This window comes from Streptomyces sp. NPDC048257 (assembly GCF_043201855.1).
GTDB lineage: Bacteria > Actinomycetota > Actinomycetes > Streptomycetales > Streptomycetaceae > Streptomyces.
In genome coordinates, this window is record NZ_JBICZI010000021.1 from 26,567 (window position 1) to 52,651 (window position 26,085).

At 73.0% G+C, this 26,085-nt stretch carries 25 protein-coding genes; 11 read left to right on the forward strand and 14 right to left on the reverse strand.

What is annotated here, in order from left to right; genetic code table 11:
* Positions 1-236: 236 nt before the first annotated feature.
* Complete coding sequence (locus ACGFZK_RS29265; RefSeq protein WP_393851856.1) at positions 237-1,976, forward strand: amidohydrolase family protein; 1,740 nt, start codon at positions 237-239, stop codon at positions 1,974-1,976.
* Positions 1,973-3,442: an aldehyde dehydrogenase family protein gene (locus ACGFZK_RS29270; RefSeq protein WP_393851857.1), complete on the forward strand. Its 1,470-nt coding sequence runs from the start codon at positions 1,973-1,975 to the stop codon at positions 3,440-3,442. Before ACGFZK_RS29265 ends, ACGFZK_RS29270 begins: the two co-directional genes overlap by 4 nt.
* Positions 3,443-3,513: 71 nt before the next feature.
* Here the strand turns inward: ACGFZK_RS29270 and ACGFZK_RS29275 are convergent, their stop codons facing one another.
* The 3 genes from ACGFZK_RS29275 to ACGFZK_RS29285 form a co-directional block, all read right to left on the reverse strand.
* On the reverse strand, positions 3,514-5,355 hold the full coding sequence (locus ACGFZK_RS29275) for a hypothetical protein (RefSeq protein WP_393851858.1): 1,842 nt from the start codon (positions 5,353-5,355) through the stop codon (positions 3,514-3,516).
* A gap of 54 nt (positions 5,356-5,409) precedes the next feature.
* Entirely contained in the window at positions 5,410-6,498 is a 1,089-nt protein-coding gene (locus ACGFZK_RS29280) for a DNA alkylation repair protein (protein ID WP_393851859.1), read from the reverse strand.
* Positions 6,499-6,683: 185 nt separating this feature from the next.
* Positions 6,684-7,373, reverse strand: coding sequence for a hypothetical protein (locus ACGFZK_RS29285; RefSeq protein WP_393851860.1), 690 nt, complete (start codon positions 7,371-7,373; stop codon positions 6,684-6,686).
* 335 nt (positions 7,374-7,708) lie between these two features.
* Here ACGFZK_RS29285 and ACGFZK_RS29290 point away from each other — a divergent pair, with 335 nt between their 5' ends.
* Positions 7,709-9,268, forward strand: a complete 1,560-nt coding sequence (locus tag ACGFZK_RS29290) for an APC family permease (RefSeq protein ID WP_393851861.1) — start codon at positions 7,709-7,711, stop codon at positions 9,266-9,268.
* Positions 9,269-9,439: 171 nt separating this feature from the next.
* On the forward strand, positions 9,440-9,730 hold the full coding sequence (locus ACGFZK_RS29295; RefSeq protein ID WP_393851862.1) for a hypothetical protein: 291 nt from the start codon (positions 9,440-9,442) through the stop codon (positions 9,728-9,730).
* A 2-nt stretch (positions 9,731-9,732) separates the two neighbouring features.
* Here the strand turns inward: ACGFZK_RS29295 and ACGFZK_RS29300 are convergent, their stop codons facing one another.
* Positions 9,733-10,200, reverse strand: a complete 468-nt coding sequence (locus ACGFZK_RS29300; RefSeq protein ID WP_393851863.1) for a nitroreductase/quinone reductase family protein — start codon at positions 10,198-10,200, stop codon at positions 9,733-9,735.
* A complete protein-coding gene (locus ACGFZK_RS29305) occupies positions 10,197-10,817 on the reverse strand; it encodes an NAD(P)-dependent oxidoreductase (RefSeq protein ID WP_393851864.1) in 621 nt (206 codons plus the stop codon). The genes ACGFZK_RS29300 and ACGFZK_RS29305 overlap by 4 nt, the downstream gene beginning before the upstream one ends.
* A gap of 59 nt (positions 10,818-10,876) precedes the next feature.
* On the opposite strand from ACGFZK_RS29305, the gene ACGFZK_RS29310 reads away from it, so the two are divergent.
* The 3 genes from ACGFZK_RS29310 to ACGFZK_RS29320 all read left to right on the forward strand — a co-directional run bounded on the left by ACGFZK_RS29310 (position 10,877) and on the right by ACGFZK_RS29320 (position 12,439).
* On the forward strand, positions 10,877-11,290 hold the full coding sequence (locus ACGFZK_RS29310; protein ID WP_393851865.1) for a winged helix-turn-helix transcriptional regulator: 414 nt from the start codon (positions 10,877-10,879) through the stop codon (positions 11,288-11,290).
* Positions 11,291-11,297: 7 nt separating this feature from the next.
* Positions 11,298-12,092 carry a DUF4239 domain-containing protein gene (locus ACGFZK_RS29315; RefSeq protein ID WP_393851866.1) on the forward strand — a complete coding sequence of 265 codons (795 nt, stop codon included), beginning with the start codon at positions 11,298-11,300 and terminating at the stop codon, positions 12,090-12,092.
* A gap of 128 nt (positions 12,093-12,220) precedes the next feature.
* Entirely contained in the window at positions 12,221-12,439 is a 219-nt protein-coding gene (locus ACGFZK_RS29320; RefSeq protein ID WP_393851867.1) for a hypothetical protein, read from the forward strand.
* Here the strand turns inward: ACGFZK_RS29320 and ACGFZK_RS29325 are convergent.
* Positions 12,436-12,834 carry a VOC family protein gene (locus tag ACGFZK_RS29325; protein ID WP_393851868.1) on the reverse strand — a complete coding sequence of 133 codons (399 nt, stop codon included), beginning with the start codon at positions 12,832-12,834 and terminating at the stop codon, positions 12,436-12,438. The two genes, ACGFZK_RS29320 and ACGFZK_RS29325, sit on opposite strands and share 4 nt — an antisense overlap.
* A 343-nt stretch (positions 12,835-13,177) precedes the next feature.
* Between ACGFZK_RS29325 and ACGFZK_RS29330 the strand changes: the two genes are divergently transcribed.
* Positions 13,178-13,708, forward strand: coding sequence for a hypothetical protein (locus ACGFZK_RS29330; protein WP_393851869.1), 531 nt, complete (start codon positions 13,178-13,180; stop codon positions 13,706-13,708).
* A 58-nt stretch (positions 13,709-13,766) separates the two neighbouring features.
* On the opposite strand, the gene ACGFZK_RS29335 is transcribed toward ACGFZK_RS29330, so the two are convergent.
* From ACGFZK_RS29335 to ACGFZK_RS29355, 5 genes are all read right to left on the reverse strand, one after another.
* Positions 13,767-14,009: a hypothetical protein gene (locus tag ACGFZK_RS29335; protein WP_393851870.1), complete on the reverse strand. Its 243-nt coding sequence runs from the start codon at positions 14,007-14,009 to the stop codon at positions 13,767-13,769.
* Between the two features lie 173 nt (positions 14,010-14,182).
* A complete protein-coding gene (locus tag ACGFZK_RS29340) occupies positions 14,183-15,043 on the reverse strand; it encodes a TIGR03619 family F420-dependent LLM class oxidoreductase (protein WP_393851871.1) in 861 nt (286 codons plus the stop codon).
* A gap of 89 nt (positions 15,044-15,132) precedes the next feature.
* Positions 15,133-16,473 carry an ADP-ribosylglycohydrolase family protein gene (locus tag ACGFZK_RS29345; RefSeq protein WP_393851872.1) on the reverse strand — a complete coding sequence of 447 codons (1,341 nt, stop codon included), beginning with the start codon at positions 16,471-16,473 and terminating at the stop codon, positions 15,133-15,135.
* Positions 16,474-16,711: 238 nt separating this feature from the next.
* Positions 16,712-19,288 carry a bifunctional FO biosynthesis protein CofGH gene (locus ACGFZK_RS29350; RefSeq protein WP_393851873.1) on the reverse strand — a complete coding sequence of 859 codons (2,577 nt, stop codon included), beginning with the start codon at positions 19,286-19,288 and terminating at the stop codon, positions 16,712-16,714.
* Between the two features lie 40 nt (positions 19,289-19,328).
* Positions 19,329-20,111, reverse strand: a complete 783-nt coding sequence (locus ACGFZK_RS29355; protein ID WP_393851874.1) for an SDR family oxidoreductase — start codon at positions 20,109-20,111, stop codon at positions 19,329-19,331.
* 274 nt (positions 20,112-20,385) lie between these two features.
* Between ACGFZK_RS29355 and ACGFZK_RS29360 the strand changes: the two genes are divergently transcribed.
* The gene (locus ACGFZK_RS29360) at positions 20,386-21,741 is read left to right on the forward strand and encodes a diacylglycerol/lipid kinase family protein (protein WP_393851875.1); all 1,356 of its coding nucleotides are present in this window, start codon (positions 20,386-20,388) and stop codon (positions 21,739-21,741) included.
* A 28-nt stretch (positions 21,742-21,769) separates the two neighbouring features.
* A complete protein-coding gene (locus ACGFZK_RS29365; RefSeq protein ID WP_393851876.1) occupies positions 21,770-22,018 on the forward strand; it encodes an amphi-Trp domain-containing protein in 249 nt (82 codons plus the stop codon).
* 9 nt (positions 22,019-22,027) lie between these two features.
* On the opposite strand, the gene ACGFZK_RS29370 is transcribed toward ACGFZK_RS29365, so the two are convergent.
* The gene (locus ACGFZK_RS29370) at positions 22,028-23,245 is read right to left on the reverse strand and encodes a PLP-dependent aminotransferase family protein (protein WP_393851877.1); all 1,218 of its coding nucleotides are present in this window, start codon (positions 23,243-23,245) and stop codon (positions 22,028-22,030) included.
* A gap of 130 nt (positions 23,246-23,375) precedes the next feature.
* On the opposite strand from ACGFZK_RS29370, the gene ACGFZK_RS29375 reads away from it, so the two are divergent.
* On the forward strand, positions 23,376-24,290 hold the full coding sequence (locus tag ACGFZK_RS29375) for a hypothetical protein (protein ID WP_393851878.1): 915 nt from the start codon (positions 23,376-23,378) through the stop codon (positions 24,288-24,290).
* A gap of 214 nt (positions 24,291-24,504) precedes the next feature.
* On the opposite strand, the gene ACGFZK_RS29380 is transcribed toward ACGFZK_RS29375, so the two are convergent.
* Together ACGFZK_RS29380 and ACGFZK_RS29385 are read right to left on the reverse strand one after the other, a co-directional pair.
* The gene (locus ACGFZK_RS29380) at positions 24,505-24,714 is read right to left on the reverse strand and encodes a DUF397 domain-containing protein (protein ID WP_393851879.1); all 210 of its coding nucleotides are present in this window, start codon (positions 24,712-24,714) and stop codon (positions 24,505-24,507) included.
* A 241-nt stretch (positions 24,715-24,955) separates the two neighbouring features.
* The gene (locus ACGFZK_RS29385) at positions 24,956-25,840 is read right to left on the reverse strand and encodes a helix-turn-helix domain-containing protein (RefSeq protein ID WP_393851880.1); all 885 of its coding nucleotides are present in this window, start codon (positions 25,838-25,840) and stop codon (positions 24,956-24,958) included.
* Positions 25,841-26,085 lie beyond the last annotated feature (245 nt).

Here is a 26,085-nt window from a genome sequence, read left to right on the forward strand (position 1 = left end):
GGGCCCAGGACGGGGGTGGCGTCTTCCCGGACCGCCCGCCCCCGGAGGGGAACGGCCGGAACGCGTTCGGCAGCGGCCTGCCGGACGTGCTCCGGCCGGCCCCGCACCGCCCGGCGCAGCCGCAGTCGCAGTCGCAGTACCCGGACCGTCAGGGCGGCCGTACCCCGCCGAGGGACCGGGACGGCCCGAAGCAGCCGCAGCACCCGCACCCGCACCCGCACCCCGAAGGGAACCGCATGCTCGACCACCTCATTCGCGGAGCGACCGTCGTGGACGGCACCGGCTCCCCCGCCCGCGTCGCAGACCTCGGCATACGCGACGGCCGCATCGCCGTCATCGCCGAGCCCGGCACCGTCACCGAAGAGGCCCGCACCACCGAGGACGCCACCGGGCTCGTCCTCACCCCCGGCTTCATCGACCCCCACACCCACTACGACGCCCAGCTCTTCTGGGACCCCTACGCCACGCCCTCCATGAACCACGGAGTGACCACCGTCGCCGGCGGCAACTGCGGCTTCACCCTGGCGCCCCTGAACCCCGCCCGCCCCGAGGACGCCGACTACACCCGCCGCATGATGAGCAAGGTCGAGGGCATGGCCCTCAAGGCCCTGGAGGAGGGCGTCGACTGGACCTGGTCCACCTTCGGCGAGTACCTCGACGCCCTGGACGGCCGGATCGCCGTCAACGCCGGCTTCATGGTCGGCCACTGTGCCCTGCGCCGGCACGTGATGGGCGAGGACGCCGTCGGCGGCCAGCCCACCCCCGAGCAGATGCAACAGATGCTCGACCTCTTCCACGACGCCATGAACGCCGGCGCCTGGGGCCTGTCCACCACCCAGTCCTCCACCCACTCCGACGGATCCGGCGCCCCCGTCGCCTCGCGCCACGCCCGGCCCGCCGAGCTGCTCGCGCTGTCGAAGGCCGTCGCCGAGCACGAGGGCACCCAGCTCGAGGCGATCGTCGCCGGCTGCCTCGACCAGTTCTCGGACGACGAGATCGACCTCTTCGTGGAGATGAGCGCCGCCGCCGGAAGGCCGCTCAACTGGAACGTCCTCACCATCGACGCCTCCGTCCCCGAACGGGTCCCGCGCCAGCTGATCGCCAGCGAGCGCGCCCGCAAGGCCGGCGGCCGGATCGTCGCGCTGACCATGCCGATCCTCACCCCCATGAACATGTCGCTCGGAACCTTCTGCGCCCTCAACCTCATCCCCGGCTGGGGCGAGGTCCTCGGCCTGCCCGTCCCCGAGCGGATCGAGAAGCTCCGCGACGCCGACGTCCGGACCGAGATGCTCCGCCACGCCGACAGCAAGGAGGCCGGAGTCTTCCGGCGCCTCGCCAACTTCGGGCGGTACGTCATCGGGGACACGTACAGCAAGGAGAACGAGGGCCTCTCCGGCCGCGTCGTGAACGACATCGCCGCCGAACGCGGCCAGGACCCCTTCCACTGCCTGGTGGAGATCTGCGCCAACGACGACCTGCGCACCGTGCTCTGGCCGATGCCCACCGACAACGATCCGGCGAGCTGGTCCCTGCGCCAGGAGACCTGGCAGCACGAGGACGTCATGCTCGGCGGCTCCGACGCGGGCGCGCACCTGGACCGGATGTGCGGAGCCCCGTACACGACCCGGTTCATCGGCGACTGCCTGCGCGGCCGCAAGCTGGTCCCGCTGGAGCAGGCGGTACGGATGCTCACGGACGACCCGGCCCGGCTGTTCGGGCTGCGCGAACGCGGCCGCCTCGCCGAGGGCTTCCACGCGGACCTGGTCCTCTTCGACCCGGAGCGCATCGAGGCCGGACCCGCGACCCTGGTCCACGACCTGCCCGGCGACAGCCCGCGGCTGGACGCCCGGGCCATCGGCATCGTCTCCGTACGGGTCAACGGCGTGGAGACCATCCGCGACGACGAAGTGACGGGCGCCGTGCCGGGCATCGTGCTCCGGTCCGGCCGGGACACGAGGACGGTGAGCACCCGATGACCGACGTGCCGCAGCGGCTCTACGTCGGCGGCGAGTGGGTGGAGCCCGCCGGCGGCCACTACGAGGTGATCAACCCGGCCGACGAGTCGGTGGTCGGGCTCGCGCCCGAGGCCTCGCGCGCACAGGTCGAGGAGGCGGCGTGCGCCGCGGCCGGGGCCTTGGAGAGCTGGTCCCGTACGACGCCCGAGGCGCGCGCGGCGATCCTGGACCGGGCCGCGGACATCATGCAGCGGGAGTTCGAGCCGTGGTCGGCGCTGGCCCGGGCCGAGACGGGTGCACCGACCGGCATCGCGCGCGGCATGCAGGTCGGGGTCGGGGTCACCCGCTTCCGGCGGTACGCCAAAGGGGCCCTCGATCCGGTCGAGAAGGGCCTGCCCCCGCAGGTCACGGAGGCCGGGCCGATGGGGCGTGCGAGCATCCTGGGCGCGCTGGAGGTGCGCCAGCCGGTCGGCGTGGTCACCTGCATCACCTCCTACAACAACCCGTGGGCGAACCCGGCGGGCAAGGTGGCCCCCGCCCTGGCCATGGGCAACACGGTGGTGGTCAAGCCCGCGCCGCAGGACCCGCTGTCGGTGTTCCGGATGGCCGACGCCCTGCACGAGGCCGGGGTGCCGGCGGGCGTGGTGAACGTCGTGGGCGGCCAGTCGGTGGAGGTCGGCGAGGCAGCGGTGGATTCGCCGTACGTGGACATGGTGTCCTTCACCGGTTCCACGGCCGTCGGGCAGCGCATCGCGGAGGTCTGCGGCCGGTCCATGAAGCGGCAGCTGATGGAGCTGGGCGGCAAGGGCGCGGCGATCGTCTTCGAGGACGCGGACCTGGACGCCGCGGTGATGGGGATCGGGACGACCTTCTCCTTCTACTCCGGGCAGATCTGCACGGCCCCGACCCGGGTGATCGCGCACCGGTCCGTCTACGACCGCCTGATCGAGAAGCTCACCGGCTACCTGGCCTTCATGCAGGTCGGCGACCCGGCGGCGGCCGGCACGGTGGTCGGCCCGGTGATCTCGGCGGCGCACCGCGACCGCGTGGAGTCGTACGTCGAGCTGGGGAGGAAGGAGGGGGCGCGGATCGCGTACGGCGGCGAGCGCCCGGTGGTCGGGGACGGCCGCGGCTTCTACGTGGCCCCGACCCTGCTGGTCGACTGCACGAACGACATGCGGGTGGTCCGTGAGGAGATCTTCGGCCCGGTGGTCGTGGTGGTCCCCTTCGACGGCGACGAGGAAGAGGCGATCCGGCTCGCCAACGACAGCGACTTCGGGCTGCTGAGCTACGTGTGGTCCGGGGACTCGGCGCGCGCGTTCCGCGTGGCGCGGCGGCTGCGGGCGGGCGGGGTCGGCGTGAACACCATCGGCCGGAACATGGAGGCGCCGTTCGGCGGCTTCAAGCGCAGCGGGGTGGGCCGGGACGTGGGCTCGTACGCCCTGCACGCCTACAGCGAGATGCAGTCGATCGTCTGGACGGGCTGAGGCGGGCCGAGCCGGGCCGAAGCGCGGCAACGGCCGGCCGGGGGTACGCTCCCCGGCCGGCCGTCGCGTTCCTACGCGTCCTGGCCGGACCCGTCCGACCAGCTGTAGCCGAGGGACGCGGCGAGTTCGCTGCTGCCCCGCCGGAGGCGGGCGAAGCCCTTCGGGTCGGACCTCCCGATCCGGTCCAGCGCGGCTGCCGTCAGCTCCTCGGGCGGGGTGCCGTCGTCGGGCAGGCGCCACTCGAAGTACAGCCGCAGCGGGGTCCCTTCCGGCCCCAGGGCGCCGTCCGGGGGAGTGAACACGAGCCACAGCACCGACGTGTGCGGATCGTCCCAGTCGGTGGCGATCCAGTTGGCGGAGAGGTCCCACCGGCTCAGCAGCTCCGGCCGCTCCCGCAGACCGGCCGCGATCAGCCGCGCCGTGCGCCGGGCCGGCCAGCACCAGGAGTGGTCCCGCTCGGCGCGTTCGACCTCGGCGTCGTAGGCGGCGGCGTCGAAGCGGTACGGGGGCGGTTGCGGGCCCACCGCCCCGCGCCAGCCGTCCCAGACCACCTCGGGGCCGTCCCGGCGGATCGTCACGTACAGCGCGCCGCAGCAGCCTTCGGTGCACTCCGCCTCGGCGAGCAGCACCTCGCGGGGCTCCGGCCCGGCGCGAAATTCGCCGCGGTCGACCAGGTGCTCGGGAGGGAGGCCCGGCCCCTTCCCGAACAGCGCGGGCAGCAGCGGGAGCCCGTCCACCAGGATCCGGGTCTCGACGGAGTTCGAGTCCGCGGCGTCGTGGACCACGGCCACCTCCCAGCGCGGGTGCGAGTCCCTCGCCGCCGTACCGGCGAACGGTTTGCGCCCGGTACGCCGGATCCAGTCCGCGCGCCGCCGCTCCGCTGCCGGAGCGGGGTCCTCGCCCCCGGACGGTGCGTCGGGTCCGAGGGCCCACGCGGGTCCGGCCAGCAGTCGCTCCAGGCCGCCGAGCAGCGCCTCCCGCCGGTGGGGCCGCCAGTCCAGCAGTGCGGCGGGCCCGCTGTGCAGGTCGAGGGCGATCGAGAGGAGCAGCTCGTGGAGCTCCGGGGTCGGGGGCAGCCGGTCGGCGTACCCGACGAAGTACGCGTACACGTTGGTGGCCGACAGGTAGTCGAGGATCTCGGCCCGGCGCCCCACATCACGGGACATCCGGTGCAGCAGGCGGCCCGTCAGGGCCAGCAGTTCGGGGTCCACGGGGCGGGCGCGCAGCAGCCCGTGCAGGTCGGCGGCCTCGGCGATGCGCCGGGCGGAGAGCAGGGCCCGTGGTTCGTCGGGCACCGCGACCAGCGCGGCCCGGACGGCCTCCGCGTCGCCGGTGGCGATCGCCCCGACGAGCGGGGTCAGCTGCTCGGACCGGTCCCGGCCACGGATCACCAGCTGGGCGGCCGCCTGCCGGTCGAGCGGGTCGAGCGCGTCGGCGGCCGGCCCGAAGCTGCTCAGCAGGCCGAGGACCTTCAAGCAGGGCACGTCCTCGGGTTCGCCGAGACGGGTCAGGAGGCCGAGGCCGACGCCGACGGCGGCCGGGGTGGTGCCGGTACGGGTCAGCTGCCGGGCGGTGCGCCGGGCGGCGTCCTCGTCCGCGAGCGGCAGCCGGGCGGCGGCCGCGCACAGGGCGCGGGAGGGCATGCCGAGGGCGTCGGCCCGCCGGTGGACGGCCTCGGCGGCCCGGACGGGGTCGGTGTCGGCCAGCAGGGGGGTGAGCGCGGAGCTCACTTCGGCCTGCGCCTGTTTCCAGGGCATGCGGGGGCGGCCGGGTTCCGGCGGGGATCCCTCGGGCAGCGGATAGCCGCGGCGCGGGACCCGGCCCTCCGGCTCGATGCCGTGACGGAAGAGGGCGTAGTCGTACAGGGAGGTCGTCCGGGGGGCGAGCGGCTCGCGCTCGTCGCGGACGCTCATCGGGCGGGGTGGGACTCGATTCCGTAGGTCATGGCCCGCAGCATGCCGCAGTGATCATCTGGCGTCCAGCGAGAAAACGGCCTCGCCGCGGACCCGGCCGTTGATCTGGAGCTGCACCAGGTGCTCACCGGAGTGGTAGCGGCGGGTGGTGATCGGCTTGAAGGAGTGCCGCTTGGTGCCGGTGAGGGTCTCGCCGGGGGCCAGCGCGCGGGTGACGAGCTTGAACACCTTGGGGGTGCGGGTGCCGTTGGCCTTGGTGTGGTGCACGACGTAGTCGACGACCAGCTCGGCCGGGAGCACGCCGGTGTTGGTGACCGCGTAGTCGAAGACGAGGTACTCGCCGACGGTGACCCGCGGGGTGGTGACCACGGGCCCGCTCACGGTGACCGGCGCGTCGGGGGAGTGCCCGAGCAGGGTCAGCGCCTCGGGCCGCCCGGCCTTGATCAGGGTGCGCAGACCGTGCCGTACGACGCGGTCCGTGGTGGCGGTGGGCTTCGCCAGCCAGCGGGCGGCGGTCTCGACCGCGAGGGCGGGGTGGTCGCGGCTGATGTCGTTGAGGTGGTTGGAGACGGAGCGGCGGACGTACTCGGACCCGTCGCGGTGGAGGGCGTCCAGCACGGGCAGGGCCGGTCGCGGGTCGGCGACGAAGGCGGGCAGCTGCGGGGCCCACGGCAGCCGGGGCCGGGTGCCCTCGCTGGCGAGGCGGCGGACGTGCGGGTCCGGGTCGGCCGTCCACTCCTGTACGACGGCCAGGGCGCGGGCCGGGTCGGTGCGCAGGAAGGGCCGTACTGCGGATTCCGCGGTCAGCCGGGAGGTGAGGTCGTGCAGCAGGGCCAGCCCGGGCTCGAACACCTCCAGCCCGCGGACGGCGACGGCCTCGTTGACGGGGAAGGTCATCCACCCCTCGAAGCCGGGTTCGGCGAGGGCGGTGCGTACGACGGCCTCGAAGGCGGGCCAGTCGGCGGGGAGGTCGGCGAGCACGGCGTCGCGGACGGCGGCGACGCGGCCGCTGTACGTCAGCCCGTCGAGGGCGTCGGCGCGGGCGCGCAGGGCGGGCGAGGCCCGGCGGCCGCCCGCGCGGGCGAGCAGTCGGGCCAGGGTGGTGACGGTGTCCGCGCTGAGGAGCTCATCGGCCGTGGGCATGGGCCAAGTCTCGCGGATCCCGCCCCGGTCCGGCCGCCCCGGGTCCGGTGGCCCGGTCCGGTGGCTCCGGTCGGGTGGCCCCGGGCGGGTGGCGCCGGGCCCGGCCGCCCCGGGTCCGGTGGCTCCGGTCCGGTGGCTCCGGCTCCGGGGCGTTGACCCGTCCGGTGCCGCTCGGTCCTTGCCGCTCAGTCCTTGTAGTAGTCCGTCAGGACACAGCCCTTCACCAGCGCCGGCTCCTTGCGGTAGCCGCTCGGCGGGTTGAAGTCCGGGTGGCAGTTGAGCATGAGCAGTCCCGCCTGCGGTTCCAGCAGGGCGCTCATGGCGTCCGAGCTCTCGGAGCCCATGGCGAAGTCCTGACCGACGACGATGCCGCTGTTGGAGTTCCCACTGCCCTTCTTCGCGTCGACCTCGGCCTTGAAGGCCGTCTGGAAGGCTTTGGGGTCCTTGATCAGGACGATGGTGGTGACGCCCCGCCTGCCGCAGTAGCCGGTCTCGGTGACGGAGAAGGCCGGGCCGAACGCGGTGTCCGGGCCCTCGCTCGCCTTGCCGTCGGCAGGGGTGCGGCTGACCGGGTCGCAAGGGGTGTAGTCGTTGATGAACCGGGCGGCCGCGGCCATGGTGCCCGCCTTGGGCAGCTTCTGGAAGGCCGTGCCGTCCTTGGGTGCGTTCCCGTTGACCCCGCCGTTCTTGGTGGGGTTGTCCAGGGTGCCCTCGTTGGGGCCGCCGTCGGTGACGGCGCCGGTGCCCGCGTCCGCACCGGAGCCTGAGCCGATCCCGACGACGGGCGACCCGTCGCCGTCCCCGCCGCAGGCGGTGAGCGTGAGCAGAGCGGCGACGGCCGTGGCCGAGGCCAGGAGTGCTGTGGTGGTGCGCATGTGCGTCTTCGTCCCCCGTGTAAACGACCTTGAACGGCGGCGACTCTAGGGCGGTGGGCATGTCCACGGCAAACCCGTCGCCACCCCCGTTACCACTGGTCACCGCAAAGTCACGAGGGAAACTTTGAAAACGCCCAAAACGGACATGGCTGCGGTTTCCGCATGCCGAAAGCTTCTCTGCCGGGCCTGGCGAAGCATGGGCGCATGCGGAAGTGAACCTTGTATTAAGTGCTTGTGAACGGGGTCGGTCTCAGGATTCCAAGGCATGTGGCGGCCTTCGATTCCGGAGTTCGATCGTCCAGATGTGGAAAACGCACCCTCTAACGTCCTGACCCATGACTCAGCTGGACGTTCGGCCTCAGGCCGGAGACACGGTAAGCGGCGTTGCCGAGGGCGACGTTCGCGGCAAGGGCCTCGGCAAGGGTTCCGTCGGACTGGTGGGAAGCGCCGTCATCGGCATCTCCACCGTCGCCCCCGTCTACTGCCTGACCTCGACCCTCGGCTCCACCGCCGGTGAGGTCGGCATGCAGATGCCCGCGATCTTCCTCGCCGGCTTCCTGCCGATGCTCCTGGTCGCCTTCGCCTACCGCGAACTCAACAAGGCCATGCCGGACTGCGGCACCTCCTTCACCTGGACGGTCAAGGCCTTCGGCCCGCGGATCGGCTGGATGTGCGGCTGGGGCCTGGTGATCGCCACGATCATCGTGCTCTCCAACCTCGCGGGCGTCGCCACGTCGTACTTCTGGCTGCTGGCCGGTGAGATCACGAACAATCCGTCGATCTCCGCCCTGGACGACAACAAGCTCGTCCACATCGCCACCTGCCTCACCCTGATCGCCCTCGCGACCGCGATCAGCTACCGCGGCATGACCGCCACCAAGGGTGTCCAGTACGCCCTCGTCGGCCTCCAGCTCGTCGTGCTGGCCATCTTCGTCGCCATGGCCTTCCAGAAGGCCTCGGCCGGCACCTTCGACACCGGCCTGGACTTCTCCTGGTCCTGGATGAACCCCTTCGCGGTCGAGTCCATGGCGGCCTTCACCGCCGGCCTCTCGCTGTCGATCTTCATGTACTGGGGCTGGGACGCGTGCCTGGCCACCAACGAGGAGACCACCGGCTCCGCCAAGACCCCCGGCCGCGCCTCGCTCATCGCGATGATCGTCCTGGTCGGCTCCTACCTGGCCACGGGCATCGCCGCCCAGATGGCCGTCGGCTCCGGCGGCGCGGGCCTCGGCCTCGCCAACGAGGAGACCTCCGACAACGTCTTCGCGGCCCTCGCCGGCCCCGTCATGGGCCCGGTCCTCGGCATCCTGCTCTTCGTGGCCGTCCTGGCCTCCGCCGCCGCCTCCCTGCAGACCACCTTCATCCCGGTGGCCCGCACGGTCCTCGCCATGTCGACGTACGAGGCCCTGCCGCCCTCCTACGCCAAGGTCCACCCGCGCTTCAAGACCCCGGGCCGCGCCACCGTCATGGCGGGCGTCGCGACCGGCGTCTTCTACACGGTGATGACCCTGGTCAGCGAGAACGTCCTGACCGACACGATCTTCGCGCTCGGCCTGATGATCTGCTTCTACTACTCGCTGACCGCCTTCGCCTGCGCCTGGTACTTCCGGGGCGAGCTGCGCCGCTCGGCCCGCGACCTGTTCTTCAAGGGCGTCTTCCCGGTCCTCGGCGGTGTGCTGCTGGCCGCGGTCTTCTGCAAGACCCTCTTCGACATGTGGGACCCGTCCTACGGCTCCGGCTCCACGGTCCTCGGCGTCGGCAGCGTCTTCATCATCGGCGTCGGCCTGCTGGCCCTCGGCCTGGTGATCATGTTCGTCACCGAGCGCCGCAGCCCGGCCTTCTTCCGCGGCCAGGTCCTGACGAAGTCCACCCCGGCCCTGGTGGTCGAGGACTGACCCACCCCCGCCCCACCTGCTGAGTCATGCCCACGGCCCCGGATCGATTCCCCCGATCCGGGGCCGCGGGCGTTCCGGGCCGTTCCACGTCCCGTTTCGCGGGACCCGGTTTCACGGCCCGAGTACCGCGCGGGCGGTGACCCGGGGTGCGGCGGGGTCGTTGGGTGGGGCATGAACGCCTTGAAGCGCACCCTCGCCGCCCTGGTCGTCTCCGGCGGCGCCGCACTCGCACTCACCCCCGTCGCCGCGCACGCCGACGAGCCCGCCGTCGAGGGCCCGCCGATCGTCGAGCGCGTCGGCGGCATCGTCAACCACCCCGGCCACACCGTGCAGGACACCAAGACCGCGGTGGGCGTGACCGCCCAGGCGGCCGGGTCCGCCACCCAGGCCACCGACTCCTCCCTCAAGGGCGCCGGCTCGGCCCTGACCGCGGGCCTCCCCAAGACCCCGAAGGTCGAGTGACCTCAGCCGCCGGCACGGGTGACCAGCACCAGCGGGATCTCGCGGGCCGTCGCGTCCCGGTAGGCCGCGTACGAGGGCATCGCGGCCACCACCGCCGGCCACAGGCGCTCCGCCTCGGCCCGGGTGGCGCGGCGGGCCGTCGCCGGGAAGGTCTCGGCGCCGACCTGGAGGGTGACGGCCGGGTCGGCGGCCAGGTTGAGGTACCAGACCGGGTGGCGGTCGCCGCCCGCGTTCGAGGCCGTCAGGACGTACGCGCCCGCCCCAGGGTCCGCCCCCGAGTCCGCCCCCGGGTCCGCGCCCGGCTCCGCGTCCGGGTCCCGGACGTAGGCCAGGGCCGTGCGGCGCTGCAGTCCCGACTTCCGGCCCCGCGTGGTCAGCAGCAGGTCCGAGATCCCCGGCCGCGGCTGCCCGGCGGTCTCCTCGAAGCGGCGGATGTGGTCGGCGACCCAGGGGACCGGGCTGTCCGTCATACCGGCCCCACCCCCGCGTGCTCGGCGTGCCGGGTCGGGGCGGTGGCCTCCTCGACCACGGCGCGGGCGAAGTCCGCGTGCGTGATCCGGCTCGCCGCCTCCGCCGCGGCGAAGGCGTACCCGCGGGCCCCGGCCCCCGCCTCCGGCCCCTCGCCGAAGTCCCCGGCCGGGCTCAGCACCGCCCAGTCCAGCCCCGCCGGAGCCGCCGCCCGCAGGGCCTCGGTCCCGGCCGCGTGGCCGACGCAGAAGCCCCGCCACTCCTGCGGGTACCCCGGCGTGTCCATCAGCGGAGCGCCCGCCTCCGTGGCCAGTACGGAGGCCAGCCCGACCACCACCAGCCGCCCCACCCCGGCCCGCGGGAGCCCCGCCGCCAGCGCGCGGCCGACGGCGGGGAAGAACTCCCCGGGCACCGCCTGCGCGTCGTACACCGCGACCACCGCCGCGTCGTGCCCCGCCGCCAGCCGCGCCACGTCCGCCGCCGACGTCACGTTCCCGTCGGCCCGGCCCGCCTCCGTGACCCCGTATCCCCGGGCCCGCGCCTCGGCGACCACGGCCCGGCCGACCCGGCCGCCCGCCCCGAACACGATGAGCTTCTTCTTCCCGCTGTCGTTCGTCATGCCGGGCAGCGTAGGAAAGGGCCTGGTTACCGATCGGATACCGGCCTACCGTGAGGATCATGATCGAACCGAGCGAACTCCGCGCGCCGAGCGCATCGAGCGAACCCCTCGACCCGGAGATGTTCGACCCCGTCTGCCCGTCGCCCCTGGTCCCGTTCCGGATCGGCGACAAGTGGGCCACGCTGATCCTGCGCTGCCTGGAGGGCGGCCCCCGTCGCTTCTCGGAGCTCAAGGTCCCCCTGCGCGGCATCACCGCCAAGTCCCTGACGCAGTCGCTGCGCGGGCTGGAGCGGGACGGCTTCGTCACCCGCACCGAGCACGAGACCCCCGAGCGCCGCGTCGACTACGCCCTCACCCCGCTCGGCCGCGGCCTCCTGGGCCCGCTGGACGCGGCGTGCGAGTGGACCCGGGAACACTGGGACGAGCTCATCGACGCCCAGGAGGCCGGGCTCCCGGGCGGCGCCGCTCGTTGAGCAGGGCATGATCCTCTGGCTCCTCAACCACCTCAGCACCCTCGTCATCGCCGTCCTGCTGGTCGGCGGCCTCACCGGCCTCGCCGTGATCGGGAGCGTGGCCGCCCGCCGCCGCTTCCCGCACCTGGCCCAGGGCGACCACAACGAGATGGTCGGGGTCGCGCTCGGCATGTTCGGCGCGATCTACGGCATCATCCTCGCCTTCGTCGTCGTCACCCTGTGGACGCAGCTGGAGAACACCCAGAACATCGTCGCCAACGAGGCCACCGACCTGGCCCTCGTCGTCCGCAGCGCCGACGCCTTCCCGCCCGCCGACCGCGCCCGGGTGAACCGGGCGGTCAGCGCGTACGCCCACGCCGTCGTCGAGATCCAGTGGCCCCTGATGCGCGAGGGCGAGCCGAGCTACGACGCGACCGGCGCGCAGACGCACGCCCTCTACGAGGCCCTCCAGGCGTACGAGCCGCAGGGCACCCGCGCCGAGACCTTCTACGCCGAGGCCGTCACCCGCCTCAACGACGTCGCCGCGCAGCGCCGGGCCCGCATCACGATGGCCGAGACCTCACTGCCGATCCTGCTCCAGGTGCTGGTGTACGGGGGCGCGCTCGTGATCGTCCCGCTCACCTTCCTGTTCGGGCTGCGCAGCCTGAAGATGCAGCTGCTCTTCGTGTCGGCGGTGGCCGGGCTGATCGGCTTCAGCCTCCTCCTGGTGGTGGCTCTGGACCGCCCCTTCGCGGGGGACCTGAGCGTGACCCCGGCCCCGTACAAGCAGTCGGCCCTGGCCCAGTTCTGGGCCGCCGACTGACCCGGCCCGGCCTGTCAAGCCCCGAACTTCAGCGACGTGACCAGATCCGGCCGCGGGGGCTGAATGGAGATACCGGCTCACCGGTACCCCCTTCACCCTCCGCCCGTCGCCCTTCGAGGAGCATTCCCATGGCCAGCATCCGGACCCGGCGTTTCGTCCTGATCATCGCTTCGGCCGTCCTGGTCGTGGGAGGCGCCTTCCTCGCCCACGGCGCCTTCTCGGCCCCCGCGGCGTCCCGCGCCCCGCACGCCCCCACGGTCACGGTGTCCGACGACGGCGGCTCCGGCCACCGCCTGTGGGCGGTGGTCAAGCACCTCTGGACGACCGCCGCCACCGCCGTGGACTAACCCCAAGTACGGGAGCAGAGCACCAGCCGGTAGCCGTCGGGGTCGGCGATCGTGACCCCCCACTCGTCCCAGTACGGGTTGTGGGCGGCGACCCGGGTCCCGCCGTGCTCGACGAGGCGCTGCACCAGTGCCTCGTCGGGGGTCTCGCCCAGGTACACCACGAACAGGTCGTCGACGGTCGGCGCCGGCAGGACCGGGTTCGCGGCGTCACGGGTGAGCTCGAAGTGCCAGCCGCCGCCGGCCGGTCCGACCATCAGCAGGTCGTGCTCACCGGGCACGCTCCCGGCGCTGCGCCACTGCACTTCCAGCCCGAGCCCGTCGACGTAGAACCGCTCGGCGGCCGCGAGGTCCAGGGAGGGCCGGGCGACGCGGACATGTGTACGTGAATCGATCATGCTCGGCAGCGTACGGAACGCCCGCCAGGAAGATTTGGCCGGTATTGGTCACGCGGCCCCGGCCCGCGGATTCCGCTTGGGTCCAGGGGCGGCCCGTCGGCCGTGCGGCACGGGCGTTCTTCGCCCGTCCGGATACGTTCAGACCGACGGCGAATATCGGCCAAATGGGGCTTGACCTGGGAAAATGCAGGGATCGAGGGGTGAAGTACCGGCCTAGGATCGACACCGCTGAACGGCTCCGGCCGCCCCGGCCATGTCGCTTTCTCGGGGGGAGCGGCAGGGCTGCGAGGGCTTCCCGGGGGCCGTTCAGCCCTTGCTCCACACTTCCACGGGGGACACACACATGAACAGGAAACTGCTGCGCGCGTCCGCCGTCGGCGCCGCCTCGGTCGCCTTCTGCGGAGTCATCTCCGTCTCGCAGTCCGCCAGCGCGGCTCAGACCTGCTCCAGCGCCGCCGCCAACGCCCGGATCCACTCGATGCCCGGCACCATTCCGGAGGCGCAGCTGAACGCGCCGGTCTGCGTCGAGTCCCTCCCGGACAACAAGGTCCGCGGGAAGGCGACCCTCGACTGGGGCTTCATCAACGACGGTCAGTCCGACCTCACCGGCAAGCGTTACACCTCGTTCAAGGTGACCGCCCGCCTGGAGAGCCGGGCGCCGGGCGGCACGGACGTCGTGGTCAACAGCAAGACCTGTGACCTCACGGCCGCCATCAACGCGAACGCCGAGGGCAGCTTCGCCTGCCTGACCCCTGCGGCCACCCTTGACCCGAGCAGGCAGTGGTCCGGCGACGCGACGGTCGTCTACGACATCGAGGGCGACGGCAAGGGAGCCGTCACCTGGCAGCTCACCGGCTCGCCCCTGATGAGCTAGACGGCCGACCCTCCGGCCGGGGCCCCTCCGACGGGCCCCGGCCGGCGAGTGTCAGTCGTCAGGCGCCGAGGTGGTGGAACTCCGCCCACTCCTTCTCGCCCTCGGCCGAGCAGTTCGAGCCGTACAGGGGGCCGATCTTCGCCGGGACACCGGCGAACGACGAGCAGTTCGACGCGAAGGCCTTGTGGCCGCCGGAGAAGTATTCGATGTCGACACCGTCGTTGGCCAGGGCCGCGCCGGCGCCGCCCAGCAGGATGCCGGCAGCCAGGACAGACGCCGTCAGGGCAGAGCGAATACGCATGACACTCTCCTAAGAATCTCGATCGTCGCGCCGGACAGACGGCACGCGACCGGCTCAACATCACGGAGAGTTCACTGGAAACGGTGCTTCACCCCAATGGCGGTCACCCTCTGTAACCCGGGCGTGGCACGTCAGGTGCCCGCCGTGGCCCCGGTAACGGCCCGGGGGTCCGGTCAGAGGTACTGGGCGAACTCGTCCAGGGTGCGGAGCACTTCCGGCTTCGGGGCCGAGGGGAGTTGCAGGACGACCTCCTCGATGCCGAGGTCGGCGTAGTGGCTCATCTTGCCGGGGGTGGGGCGGACCGCGTACGGGACCACCTGGAGGGCCTTCGGGTCGCGTCCGGCGGTCTCCCAGATCCGGCGGAGCACCGGGAGGGACTCGGTGAGGCCGCCTCCGCCGATGGGGAGCCAGCCGTCGGCGTGGTCGGCGATGGCGGCGAAGAGCTTGGGGCCGGCCGCGCCGCCGATCAGGGTGCGCGGACCGTACAGGGGAACGCCGGGGGCGAGTTCGCGCGGGGCCTGGACCGGCTTGGGGTGGGCGCTGCTGGCCTGCACGGAGCAGTACTGGCCGACGTAGGCCGTGGGCTCGGGCGACCACAGGGCGCGCATCAGCGCCATCCGGTCGCGGACCAGGTCGCGGCGGGTGGGCCAGTCGACGCCGTGGTCGGCGGCCTCCTCCACGTTCCAGCCGTAGCCGATGCCGAGGGTGAAGCGGCCGTGGGAGAGGTGGTCCAGGGTGGCGACCTGCTTCGCGAGGTCGATCGGGTCGTGCTGGGCGACCAGGGTGATGCCGGTGCCGAGATGGAGGCGCTCGGTGACGGCGGAGGCCTGGCCGAGGGCCACGAACGGGTCGAGGGTGCGCCCGTACATCTCGGGGAGTTCGCCGCCCATGGGGGCGGCGGTCTCGCGGGTGACCGGGATGTGGGTGTGCTCCGGGAGGTAGAGGCCGGAGAAGCCGCGCTCCTCGAGGCTGTGGGCCAGCCGGACGGGGGAGATGGTGCGGTCGGTGAGGAAGATGGTCGTGGCGATCCGCATGTGCTCTGACACCTCCGAGACGTGGGACCCGCCACGGTACGGGCTGGGCCCTCGAAAGTTGAGGGGGCGTCAGATGCCGGGGTCGCGGTTCAGCCGCGCGGGTAGCGGGCCAGCCAGCCCGGCGAGGAGACGGTGGGGCCGTGCAGGGTCGGGCCCTGGGTCATCTCCAGGGCGAAGTCGTCGGCGATCTCCAGCAGCGCGGCGCGGCCTTCGAGCTCGGCGAGCCAGGCGGCCGGCAGGGCCGTCTCGCCGTGCAGGGCGCCGAGGAGGGCCCCGCACAGGGCGCCGGCGGCGATGGAGTCGCCGCCGTGGTTGACGGCGAGGCGCAGGCCCTGCGGGACGTCCTCGGCGACCAGGGCGCAGTAGACGGCGGCGGCGAGGGCGTCGGCGGCGTCGGATCCGTCGCCCGCCTCGTCGGGGGCGAGGGCTTCGACGGCCTCGGGGCGGGGTGAGCCCTGGGTGACCGCGGCCAGGGCGCGCTGGAGGGCGTCCGTGACGGGCTGGTGCCCGGGGCGGGCGCCGAGCAGGCCCAGGGCGCGCTGGACGGCGGAGTCGAGGGAATCGCCGCGGATCAGGCCGTGGACGATGACGGCGACGGCTCCGGCCGACAGGTGGGCGGTGGGGTGGCCGTGGCTCTGCGCGGCGCACTCGACGGACAGCTGGAGGACGAGGGAGGGCTCCCAGCCGACCAGCAGCCCGAAGGGGGCCGACCGGGCGGCGGCGGCCGCGTCGCGTGCGGTGGGGTTCTTCGGCTGGTCGAGGGTGCCGAGGACGCCGTCGGCGAAGCCGGTCAGGCAGGCGCGGTGCGGGGCGCGGCGGGCGTAGAGCCATTCCTCCTGCGCGAGCCAGCCGTTGTCCTTGCGGCGCTCGTCGGGGCCCCAGTCGTGCTGGGTGGCGGCCCAGCGCAGGTAGGCGTGGTGGATGTCGGTGGGCGGGTGCCAGGCGCCCGTGTCCCGGCGTACGTGGGCCCGTATCAGGCCGTCCACGGTGAAGAGGGTGAGCTGGGTGGCGGCGGTGACCCGGCCGCGGCGTCCGAGGGCGGGGGCGGGGCCGGTCAGGCCGTCCGGGCCGTGGGCCTCGCGGACGGCTTCGAGGGAGAGGCCGGCGGCGGGTGCGCCGAGGGCGTCGCCGAGGGCGGAGCCGAGGAGGGTGCCGCGGACGCGGCTGCGGAAGTCCTGCTGCTCGACGCGGCCCCAGAGGCCGGTGGCGATGCCGTGGCCGAGCGTGCGGTTCGCCCCGGCGGGGGCTGGGGTGCGGGGGCCGCCGTCGGCAGCGCCGGCCGCACGGCCCGGTCCGCCCACGGGTTCGGGGCCGCATGCAGGGCCGTGGCCGGGGCCGCTCGCCGGGCCGGGGGCGGCCGGGATGGCGGAGCCGGCCGTGCCGGCGCCCGTACCGCTGCACGTGTCGTTCGTACCGTTCACTACGTCCATCCCCGGCACCGTGCCCCCCGCTGACCAAGCCACTCGACGCCCGGCGTCCCTACCCGTACCCGCCGCGCACGCGAACCCGCACTGTAGTGGACAGGATCGGTCGAATCCGGAAGTGGTCGGCCAAGCGGCCCGTAAGTGAGCGGAGATCGGCCAGAATCCGAACACTTCCGGCCGCCACCCGGCCCGCGACGCCACGGAGGGGAGCCGGGCCGCCCGGCCGGCTCCCCTCCGTCCGTGCTCAGTCCAGTACGGGAAGCAGCTCGGGCAGGTGTCCGTCCGACGCGCGGGCCGCGTCCCGGCGCTCCTGCGGCACCTCCCCGTACAGCGTCGTACGGGCCTTCGCGGGCCGCCCGGCCGCCTCCGCCACGGCGATCAGGTCCTGCACCGACTTGTACGAGCCGTAACTCGACCCGGCCATGCGCGAGATGGTCTCCTCCATCAGCGTCCCGCCCAGGTCGTTCGCCCCGGAGCGGAGCATCTCGGCCGCGCCCTCCGCCCCCAGCTTCACCCAACTCGTCTGGATGTTGGGGATGTGCGGGTGCAGCAGGATCCGGGCCATCGCCGTCACCGCCCGGTTGTCGCGGACCGTCGGACCCGGCCGCGCGATGCCCGCCAGGTACACGGGCGCGTTGGTGTGGATGAAGGGGAGCGTGACGAACTCCGTGAAACCGCCGGTCTGTTGCTGGATCCGGGCCAGTGTGCGGAAGTGGCCGAGCCAGTGCCGCGGCTGGTCCACGTGCCCGTACATCATCGTGGACGAGGAGCGGATCCCGAGCTCGTGCGCGGTGGTGACGACATCGATCCAGTCCGCCGTCGGCAGTTTGCCCTTGGTCAGGACCCAGCGGACCTCGTCGTCCAGGATCTCCGCCGCCGTGCCCGGGATCGAGTCCAGGCCCGCCTCCTTGGCCGCCGTCAGCCAGTCCCGTACGGACATGCCCGTGCGGGTCGCCCCGTTGACCACCTCCATCGGCGAGAAGGCGTGCACGTGCATGCCGGGGACGCGCTGCTTCACCGCGCGCGCGATGTCGAAGTAGGCCGTGCCGGGCAGGTCCGGGTGGATGCCGCCCTGCATGCAGACCTCGACCGCGCCCACGTCCCAGGCCTGGGCGGCCCGGTCGGCGACCTGGTCGAGGGAGAGGGTGTAGGCGTCGGCGTCCGTGCGGCGCTGCGCGAAGGCGCAGAAGCGGCAGCCGGTGTAGCAGACGTTGGTGAAGTTGATGTTCCGCGTGACGATGTAGGTGACCTCGTCGCCCACGACGGACCTGCGCAGGTCGTCGGCGATCCGGCACAACGCGTCCAGGGCCGGTCCGTCCGCGTGCAGCAGCGCCAGCGCCTGCGCGTCCGTCAGCCGCGTCGGATCGTCGGCGGCCTGCGCGAGCGCGCCCCGTACGTCGGTGTCGATGCGCTCGGCCACCATCCCGGGCGCCGCCGCCTCCCGCAGCGCCTCCCAGTCGCCGTACACGTCGTCGAAGTCGTCGCGGCGGTCGCCGGTGCGGCCCTCGGTGTCGATGGTGGCGTGCAGATCGGTGCGCCCGTACGCCGTGAAGCCCTCGTCCGGCTCCTGCCACGGCCTGCCCTCGACCGGCGCGCCCTCGTCGGCCAGCCCGGACTCCGGATCGGCCAGCGCCCGTACGTGCGGCAGCAGCCGGGGATCCAGCCAGGGCTCGCCGCGCTGGAGGAACTCCGGGTAGATGGTGAGGCGTTCGCGCAGCTCGAAGCCGGCGGCGGCGGTACGGGCGGCCAGCTCGTCGATGTGCGGCCAGGGGCGTTCGGGGTTGACGTGGTCGGGGGTCAGCGGCGAGACCCCGCCCCAGTCGTCGATGCCCGCGCCGATGAGCAGCGCGTACTCGGCGTCCACCAGGTTCGGCGGGGCCTGGATCCGCGCGCTCGGGCCCAGGATGTGACGGGCGACGGCGATGGCGGCGGCCAGCTCCTCCAGCTCCGCGTCCGGCATGCCGCGCATGGCGGTGTCCGGCTTGGCGCGGAAGTTCTGGACGATGACCTCCTGGATGCCGTGGTAGCTGCGCTGGATGCGGCGCAGCTCGAAGAAGGCCTCGGCCCGCTCCCCGTAGGACTCGCCGATGCCGATGAGGACGCCGGTGGTGAAGGGGACGTTGGAGCGCCCCGCGTCCTCCAGTACGCGCAGCCGCACGGCCGGATCCTTGTCGGGGGAGCCGTGGTGGGGGCCGCCCGGCTCGGACCACAGGCGGGTGGCGGTGGTCTCCAGCATCATGCCCATGCTCGGCGCGACCGGCTTGAGCCGCTGGAGGTCGGACCACGTCATGACCCCGGGGTTGAGGTGCGGCAGCAGGCCGGTCTCCTCCAGGACCCGGATCGCCATGGCGCGTACGTAGGCGAGGGTGTCGTCGTAGCCGTGGGCGTCGAGCCACTCGCGGGCCTCGGGCCAGCGGTCCTCGGGGCGGTCGCCGAGGGTGAAGAGGGCTTCCTTGCAGCCCATCGCGGCGCCCTGGCGGGCGATGTCGAGGACTTCGTCGGGGGAGAGGTACATCCCGTGGCCGCTCCCCCGCAGCTTTCCGGGGACGGTGACGAAGGTGCAGTAGTGGCACCTGTCGCGGCAGAGGCGAGTGAGGGGGATGAAGACCTTGCGGGAGTACGTGATGACACCGGGCCGCCCGGCGGCGGCGAGCCCGGCGTCCCTTACCCGTGCGGCGGAAGCGGCGAGGTCCTTGAGGTCCTCGCCGCGCGCCTGGAGGAGTACGGCCGCCTCGGTCGCGTCGAGCGCGACGCCGTCGCGGGCCCGCCGGAGCGCGCGGCGCATCGCGTTTTCGGTCGGAGCGTCACTCGGAGTGGTCATGGCCCGAGCATACGATCCGATGTTCCGGGGCCGGTGTGGCTCATCTCATCAGCTCACCGGCGTTGACCAGCAGCGACTGGCCGGTTATCGCCCGGGCCCGGTCGGAGGCGAGGAAGGCGGCGGAGTCGGCGACGTCCCCGTCGGTGGCGAGATCGGGCAGCGCCATCCGCTGGGTGAGGCGGGCGTGCACGTCGGCCTCGGGGACGCCCTCGGTGTGGGCGGTGAAGGTCACGAAGGCCTGCACGGGCGGACCCCACATCCAGCCGGGCAGCACGGTGTTGACGCGGATCCGGTGCGGGCCGAGCTCGCGGGCCATGGAGTACATGGCGGAGGTCAGCGCCCCCTTGGAGGCGGCGTAGGCGGCCTGCTGCACCTCGCTGGGCGCGGCGACCGCGGACTGCGTCCCGATGATCACGACGGACCCGCCGCGTTCCTTGAGGCCGGGCAGGGCGGCCCGGGTCATCCGCAGGGTCCCGAGCAGATTGACGTCCAGGATCTGCTGCCAGGTCCCGAAGTCGGCGTCCTCGAGCCCGCCGAAGTACGAGTCCCAGGCAGCCACGTGCACGACGGCGTCGATCCGGCCGAAGCGCGCGAGCGCGAGCTCGGCGAGGGCCTCGCACTGCCGCTCGTCGCCGATGTCGGTGGCGCGGTAGGCGGTGTGGACCGCCGCGGGGTCGATCTCGGCGGCGGATTTCGCGAGATTCGCCTCGGTCCGCGCCCCCAGCACGGCGTTCCCGCCGTCCCGCACGACGGTGGCGGCCACCTGATGCCCGAGCCCGGCCCCGACGCCGGAGACGATGACGGTCTTCCCTTGCAACAGCACGACGGACCTCCAGGCTACGGACCTATCTGACGACCCGTCAGGCTAGGCGAGCCCCGCGCCGGTGTGAAGGGGCGCGCGGGCACGGTGGCCCTCGAAGACACCTCCTGGGCTCCGGTCGCTCACGGGCGCCAGGGCGGTGCCCGACTCGGTGCGGCGGGTCTTCCGGCGGAGGACGGCGCGGCCCAGGTCGTCGCGTTCGCCATGGTGGGGAGATGATCGGAGTGACCGCATCCTCGTGGTGAAGATCCACGGCACGAGCCGAGGACGTGAGGACATGTCGCTCCCGGATCCTTCCGGCCGGCCCCGGCGGGGTCCGCTGTGGGCCCGGCTGGCGGTGGTGTGTGCGCTGCTCGCCGTGGTGACCCTGGTCGCCGAGGGCATCGTCGGCGGGGTGCTCGCCCTCGCCGTCGGGGTGGCCGGTGCGGCGCTCACCGCCATGGGGACCTGGTGGGTGGTGGCCCATCGCGGGGCGGTACGGATGGCCGGGACCCTGCTGGCCGTCGCCGCGCCGGTGGCCATCCTGGTCATCTACGCCCGGGCGGACCTGTGGCCCACCGCGCTGCTCGCCATCGCGCTGTGGGCAGCCGCCGTGGCCTGCGCGCGGACGGCGCTGCGCTCGGTGCGCCGGCCCGACGGCATGCGGGCGGTCGCGTGCTCCGCGCCCCGCCGACCGGTGCTGATCATGAACCCGAAGTCCGGCGGCGGGAAGGTCGGCCGCTTCGGCCTGGTCGAGAAGGGCGAGGCGCTCGGCGCCCGGGTGGTGCTGCTCGACACGTCGGCCGTGACGGACGTCGCCGCCGTCGCCCGGCAGGCGGTGGCCGACGGCGCCGACCTGCTCGGGGTGGCGGGCGGCGACGGCACCCAGGCCCAGGTGGCCGAGGTGGCGGCCGAGCACGACCTGCCGTTCCTCGTGGTCTGCGCGGGCACCAGGAACCACTTCGCCATGGACCTCGGGCTGGACCGCGAGGACCCCGCCCGGTGCCTGGACGCGCTCACCGACGGGGAGGAGCTGAGGGTCGACCTGGGCTTCGTGGGCGGCCACCCCTTCGTCAACACGGCCTCGTTCGGCGTCTACGCGGAGATCGTCCAGCGACCGGAGTACCGGGACGCCAAGGCGGACTCGGCCCTGGCCGCACTGCCCGACCTCCTGCTCGGGTACGCCGGAACCACCCTCGACGCCGTCACCGACGGGCCGCGTCTGGAGTCCCAGCAGGCGCTGCTGGTCAGCGACAATCCGTACTCGTCCCCCGAGCCGATGGGCGCCCGCAGGTCCCGGCTCGACCTCGGAGTGCTCGGTGTCGTCGGGATCCGGGTGAACAACGCCGCCCAGGCCGCCGACATCGCGCTCCGGGGCGCCCGGGCGGCGGGACTGCACATCCTGACCTCCCGCCGGGTCGTCGTCGCCTCGGCCGCGGAGCGGATCGCGGTCGCCGTGGACGGCGAGGCCATGACCCTGCCCACGCCCGTCACCTGCTCCGTCCGCCCGGGCGCACTGCGCGTACGGGTGCCCAGGCTCCGCCCGGGGGCTCCGGCGGCCACTCCGCCCATGCGGTGGAGCGAGATCCTCGCACTGGCCTTCAACCGGGTCCGGGATGCCCGAGCTCCTGTGCGGCGTCACAATGAGCCTTAGTGAGCCGAGTAGCGGACAGGAGCCATCCGTGAAGGACCTCAAGTTTGAGCAGAAGAGTTCCCTTTCACGCCTCGAGGCGGCCGATCAGCTTTCGGCCCTGGCGGAGGCGCTGCGGCACGGCGGCAACGCCGAACTGGAACTCGGCCCCGGGACGATGAGCCTGCGGGTCCCCGACGAACTCCGCACCGAGATCGAGGTGGAAGTCGGCGACGGGGAGATCGAGATGGAGATCGAACTCAAGTGGAACACCTCGCCCCCGAAGGCCAAGGCCGCCTGACGGCGCTCCTCAAGCACGCCCCTCTCCGCCGTATTCGGCCAGTGCCCGGCCCAGGCGGGCCGCGCCCTCGGTGAGTTCCTGCGGGGTGTGGGTCGTGAAGGAGAGGCGCAGGGTGCGGGGGTCCGGGGCGGTGGCGTGGAAGGGCGCGCCCGGGACGAAGGCGACGCCGTGCGTGACGGCCGTTCTGAGGAGGGCCGCCGCGTCGTGGTCCTCCGGCAGGCGGGCCCAGACGAACATCCCGCCGGCCGGCAGGTTCCAGTCGCAGTCGGCCGGGAGGGTCCGGCTCAGCGCCGTCTGCAGGGCGTCGCGGCGCTCGCGGTAGGCCGTGCGGACCGTGGCGATGTGGGCGTCGAGGTCCACCGTGCGCAGGTAGTGCGCCGCGGCCAGCTGGTCCACCGTGGAGGTGTGCAGGTCCGCCGCCTGTTTCGCGACCACCGCGGCCCGCCGCAGCGCCGCCGGCGCCCGGAGCCAGCCCAGCCGCAGCCCGGGGGCCATGACCTTCGAGAAGCTGCCGAGCAGGGCCGTACGGTCCTCCGCCCCCGGGTGCGCGGCGAGCCACGGGACGTCGGAGCCCTCGTAGCGGAGGTCCCCGTACGGATCGTCCTCCACCAGCCACAGCCCGAGCCGCGCCGCGATGTCCGCCACCGCGGCCCGGCGGCCGGCCGGGAGGGTGCGTCCCGTCGGGTTCTGGAAGGTGGGGACGGTGTAGAGGAGCTTGGGGCGTTCCCGCGCGACGATGTCCGCCAGCGCGTCCGGGAGGATGCCGTCCTCGTCGCAGGGCACGGGCACGACCCGCGCCCCCGCCAGCCGGAAGCACTGGAGCGCCGCGAGGTAAGTGGGGTTCTCGACCAGGACCGCGTCGCCGGGTTCGACGAGGGTGGCGGCGATGAGGGCGAGGGCCTGCTGGGAGCCCGAGGTGACGAGGACGTCGTCCGGGCCGGTCGGCAGGCCGCGCGCCGTCGCCCGGGCGGCGACGGCCGCGCGGAGCTCGGGTGCGCCCTCGGTGGTCGAGTACTGGAGCGCGCGCCGCGCGGACACCGCGAAGGCGGCGTCGTACGCGGCCCGCAGGCCCTCGGTGTCGAAGAGCTCGGGCGCGGGGAGGCCGCCGGCGAGGGAGATGATCCCGGGGCGTTCGGTGAGCGCGAGGATCTCGCGTACGGGGGAGCCCTCCACGGAGGTGGCGCGGGCGGCGAACGCGGGCGGTGGTGCGATGGCGGCGGCGGGCACGAACAGCTCCTTCGGGAGGCGGGTGCGCGCATCGTAACGAGGGAAAGTTGTAGACGGCACGTATGTATCACGTGGTGGACCGGGCACCGCGACCCTCCCCATCTGACGTCGCATCAGCTAGACCGGTCCCATGACCACAGGAGAGCGAAACCCGCAGGAGCAGCAACAGGCCCCGCAGGACCCGCAGGGGGCGCAGGGGGCGCAGGACCCGCAGCAGGGCACCCGCGTCGACGACTACGCCGAGCTCGCGGCCGTCGGCCCCTACGGCGTCCGCCCCGGCCATGCGCTGATCACCATGGTGGAGCCGCACCCGGGCCACGAGTACGCGTACAACCGCTGGTACGAGGACGACCACTACTACGCCGGCGCCATGGCCATGCCCTGGATGTACGCGGGCCGCCGCTGGGTGGCCACCCGCGAGCTGCAGGAGCTGCGCTACCCGGAGAAGTCGGCCGTCGCCCAGCCCGTCACCGCGGGCTGCTACATATCGACGTACTGGGTCACCCGGGGCCGCTACGACGAGCACATGAAGTGGACCGTCGGCATCAACAAGCGGCTGAACCGCGACGGGCGGGTCTACCAGGACCGCACCCACGTCTTCACGTCCTTCCAGGACCACGCGGCCACCGTCTACCGCGACGGCGCCGCCGGCCCGCGGGACTTCCATGCGATGGACCACCCCTACGCCGGTCTCGTGGTCCAGGTCGTCGACGCCGACGGGCCCGAGCAGCGGGCCGAGTTGCTGGAGTGGCTGCGCTCGCGCGCCCTGCCGAGGCGGCTGCAGGGCGGTCCGGCCGCGATGGTGACGGTCTTTAGGCCCACCCCCCTGCCGGGTGACCGGATGACGTACGTCAAGCAGGTGGAGGGGATCGACACCCGCCTCACCCTGCTGTGGTTCCTGCAGGAGGACCCCCGGACCTGCTGGGACCGTTTCAAGGGGCTGGACGCGGAGGTCGCGGAGGCGGGGCTGGGGCGGGTGGAGCTGGTGGCGCCGTTCATCCCCACGGTGCCGGGGACCGACCGTTACGTCGATCAGCTGCGCTGAGGGGAGGGGCCGGCGCCCCGGGCATGGCCGAGCCCCCTCGGCCAAGACGGCGGGTCGGTCGAGAGGGCTTCAGACAGTGGTGCAAGTGGTGCAGATGCTGCGAGTGGTGCAGATGCTGCGAGTGGTGCAGTGGACGGTCCCGCTGGTGCTGGAAGCGAGGACCGGACGGTAGGGGATCCGTGGAATCCGGGGACGGCTGGGCGCGCCGAGATGTTCAGGCGAGGCGTCCCGGCCGGCCCTCGGTGACGTCGGCGACGAACGAGGTCCAGGAGTCGGGCGTGAAGGTGAGGGACGGTCCGTCCTGCGCCTTCGAGTCGCGGACGGCGATGGCCGTCATGACAGGGGACTTGACCTCGACGCAGGCGCCGTTGGCGGAGTAGGAGGACTTGATCCAGTTGGCCGTGGCGCCCTGGCGAATAGCCATGTTTCTCTCCGGTGAGCGAGTAGTTCCGGTAGTTCCGGTGTCCTGTCGGCCACTTTTCCGGCTGACCTGATCGACGCTACCGGCAGCTCTTGACAGGTGAAGGGACCATTCACCCGACCGGGTGGCATATTCCATTCAAGCCTTCTGTGGCTGGGGAGTGACGGTGTACCGTACCGGCCCGCTCGCCACACGCCCCGGAGGATCCCGGTGGATCCCGGTGGATCCCCGGTCACATCCACCCCTATGCGCCCTTGTCTGCATATTGGTTGATGATCCCCGCGATGAAGTCACGGGTCTGGTCGACGTTCAGGGCCTGCGCGCGCAGGTGTTCGTACATCACGCTGTACTTCTGGACGTCGTTGGCCTTCTCCAGGTACAGGTCGCTCGTCACGCCCTCGATGTAGACGACGGTCGAGTCGGACGCGTCCGGGAACTCCAGGATCGCGTACTGGCCGTTCACGCCGGGGTGCGCGCCCAGCTCGAAGGGCATCACCTGCACCGTGACGTGCGGCTGCTCCGATTGCTCTATCAAGTACTCCAGCTGCCGGATCATCAGCTGGGCGTCGCCCACCCGCCGGCGCAGCGCGGCCTCGTCGATGACCGCCCACAGGCGCAGCGGCCCGAGCTCCGGGTTGTTGTTCTCCGTCTCGGAGAGCCGCTTCTGGCGGTGCATCCGGACCTGGACGCGCTTGTCCACGTCGGCCGGGGCCGTCTCCGGCCAGGCGCCGCGGACCAGGGACTGGGCGTACTCGGTGGTCTGGAGCAGCCCCGGGATCACCAGGGGCTCGTACGTGCGCAGGCTGGCGGCGTCCGTCTCCAGGCCGATGTAGACGCTGTACGGGATGTCGCCGAAGGCGTGCCACCAGCCCTGCTGGCGGGAGTCCTTCGCCATCTGCATGAGCGAGTCGATGAGGCGGCGGTCCTCGACCTCGTAGACGTCGCACAGGTCGCGGACGTCGCGCTGGCTGATGGAGCGGCGGCCGTTCTCCAGTCGGCTGATCTTCGACTGGGAGACGAGCAGGCGCTCGGCGACCTGCTCGGCCGTCATGCCCTTGTCCTCACGGAGCTTGCGCAACTCCATGCCCAGTCGGCGGCGTCGGACGGTGGGATTGACATTGGACGCCACGTGAACGGCACCTCCGCCTTCTTCTGTCGTTACAGCTGTCTCTCTGCGTATCTGGTGTTGAGCAGACTGCCACCGAAGCGGGCGGCGCCGCTGGGGAACGGCCCGAAACACAGACGCGGGGGGGGGGGGGGGCGGCGCACCCGCCCCCCCCCCCCCCCCCCGGGGGGGGGGCCGGGCCCGGGGCGCGCGGGCGGGGGGGGGGGGGGGGGGGGGGGGGGGGGGGGGGGGGGGGGGGGGGGGGGGCG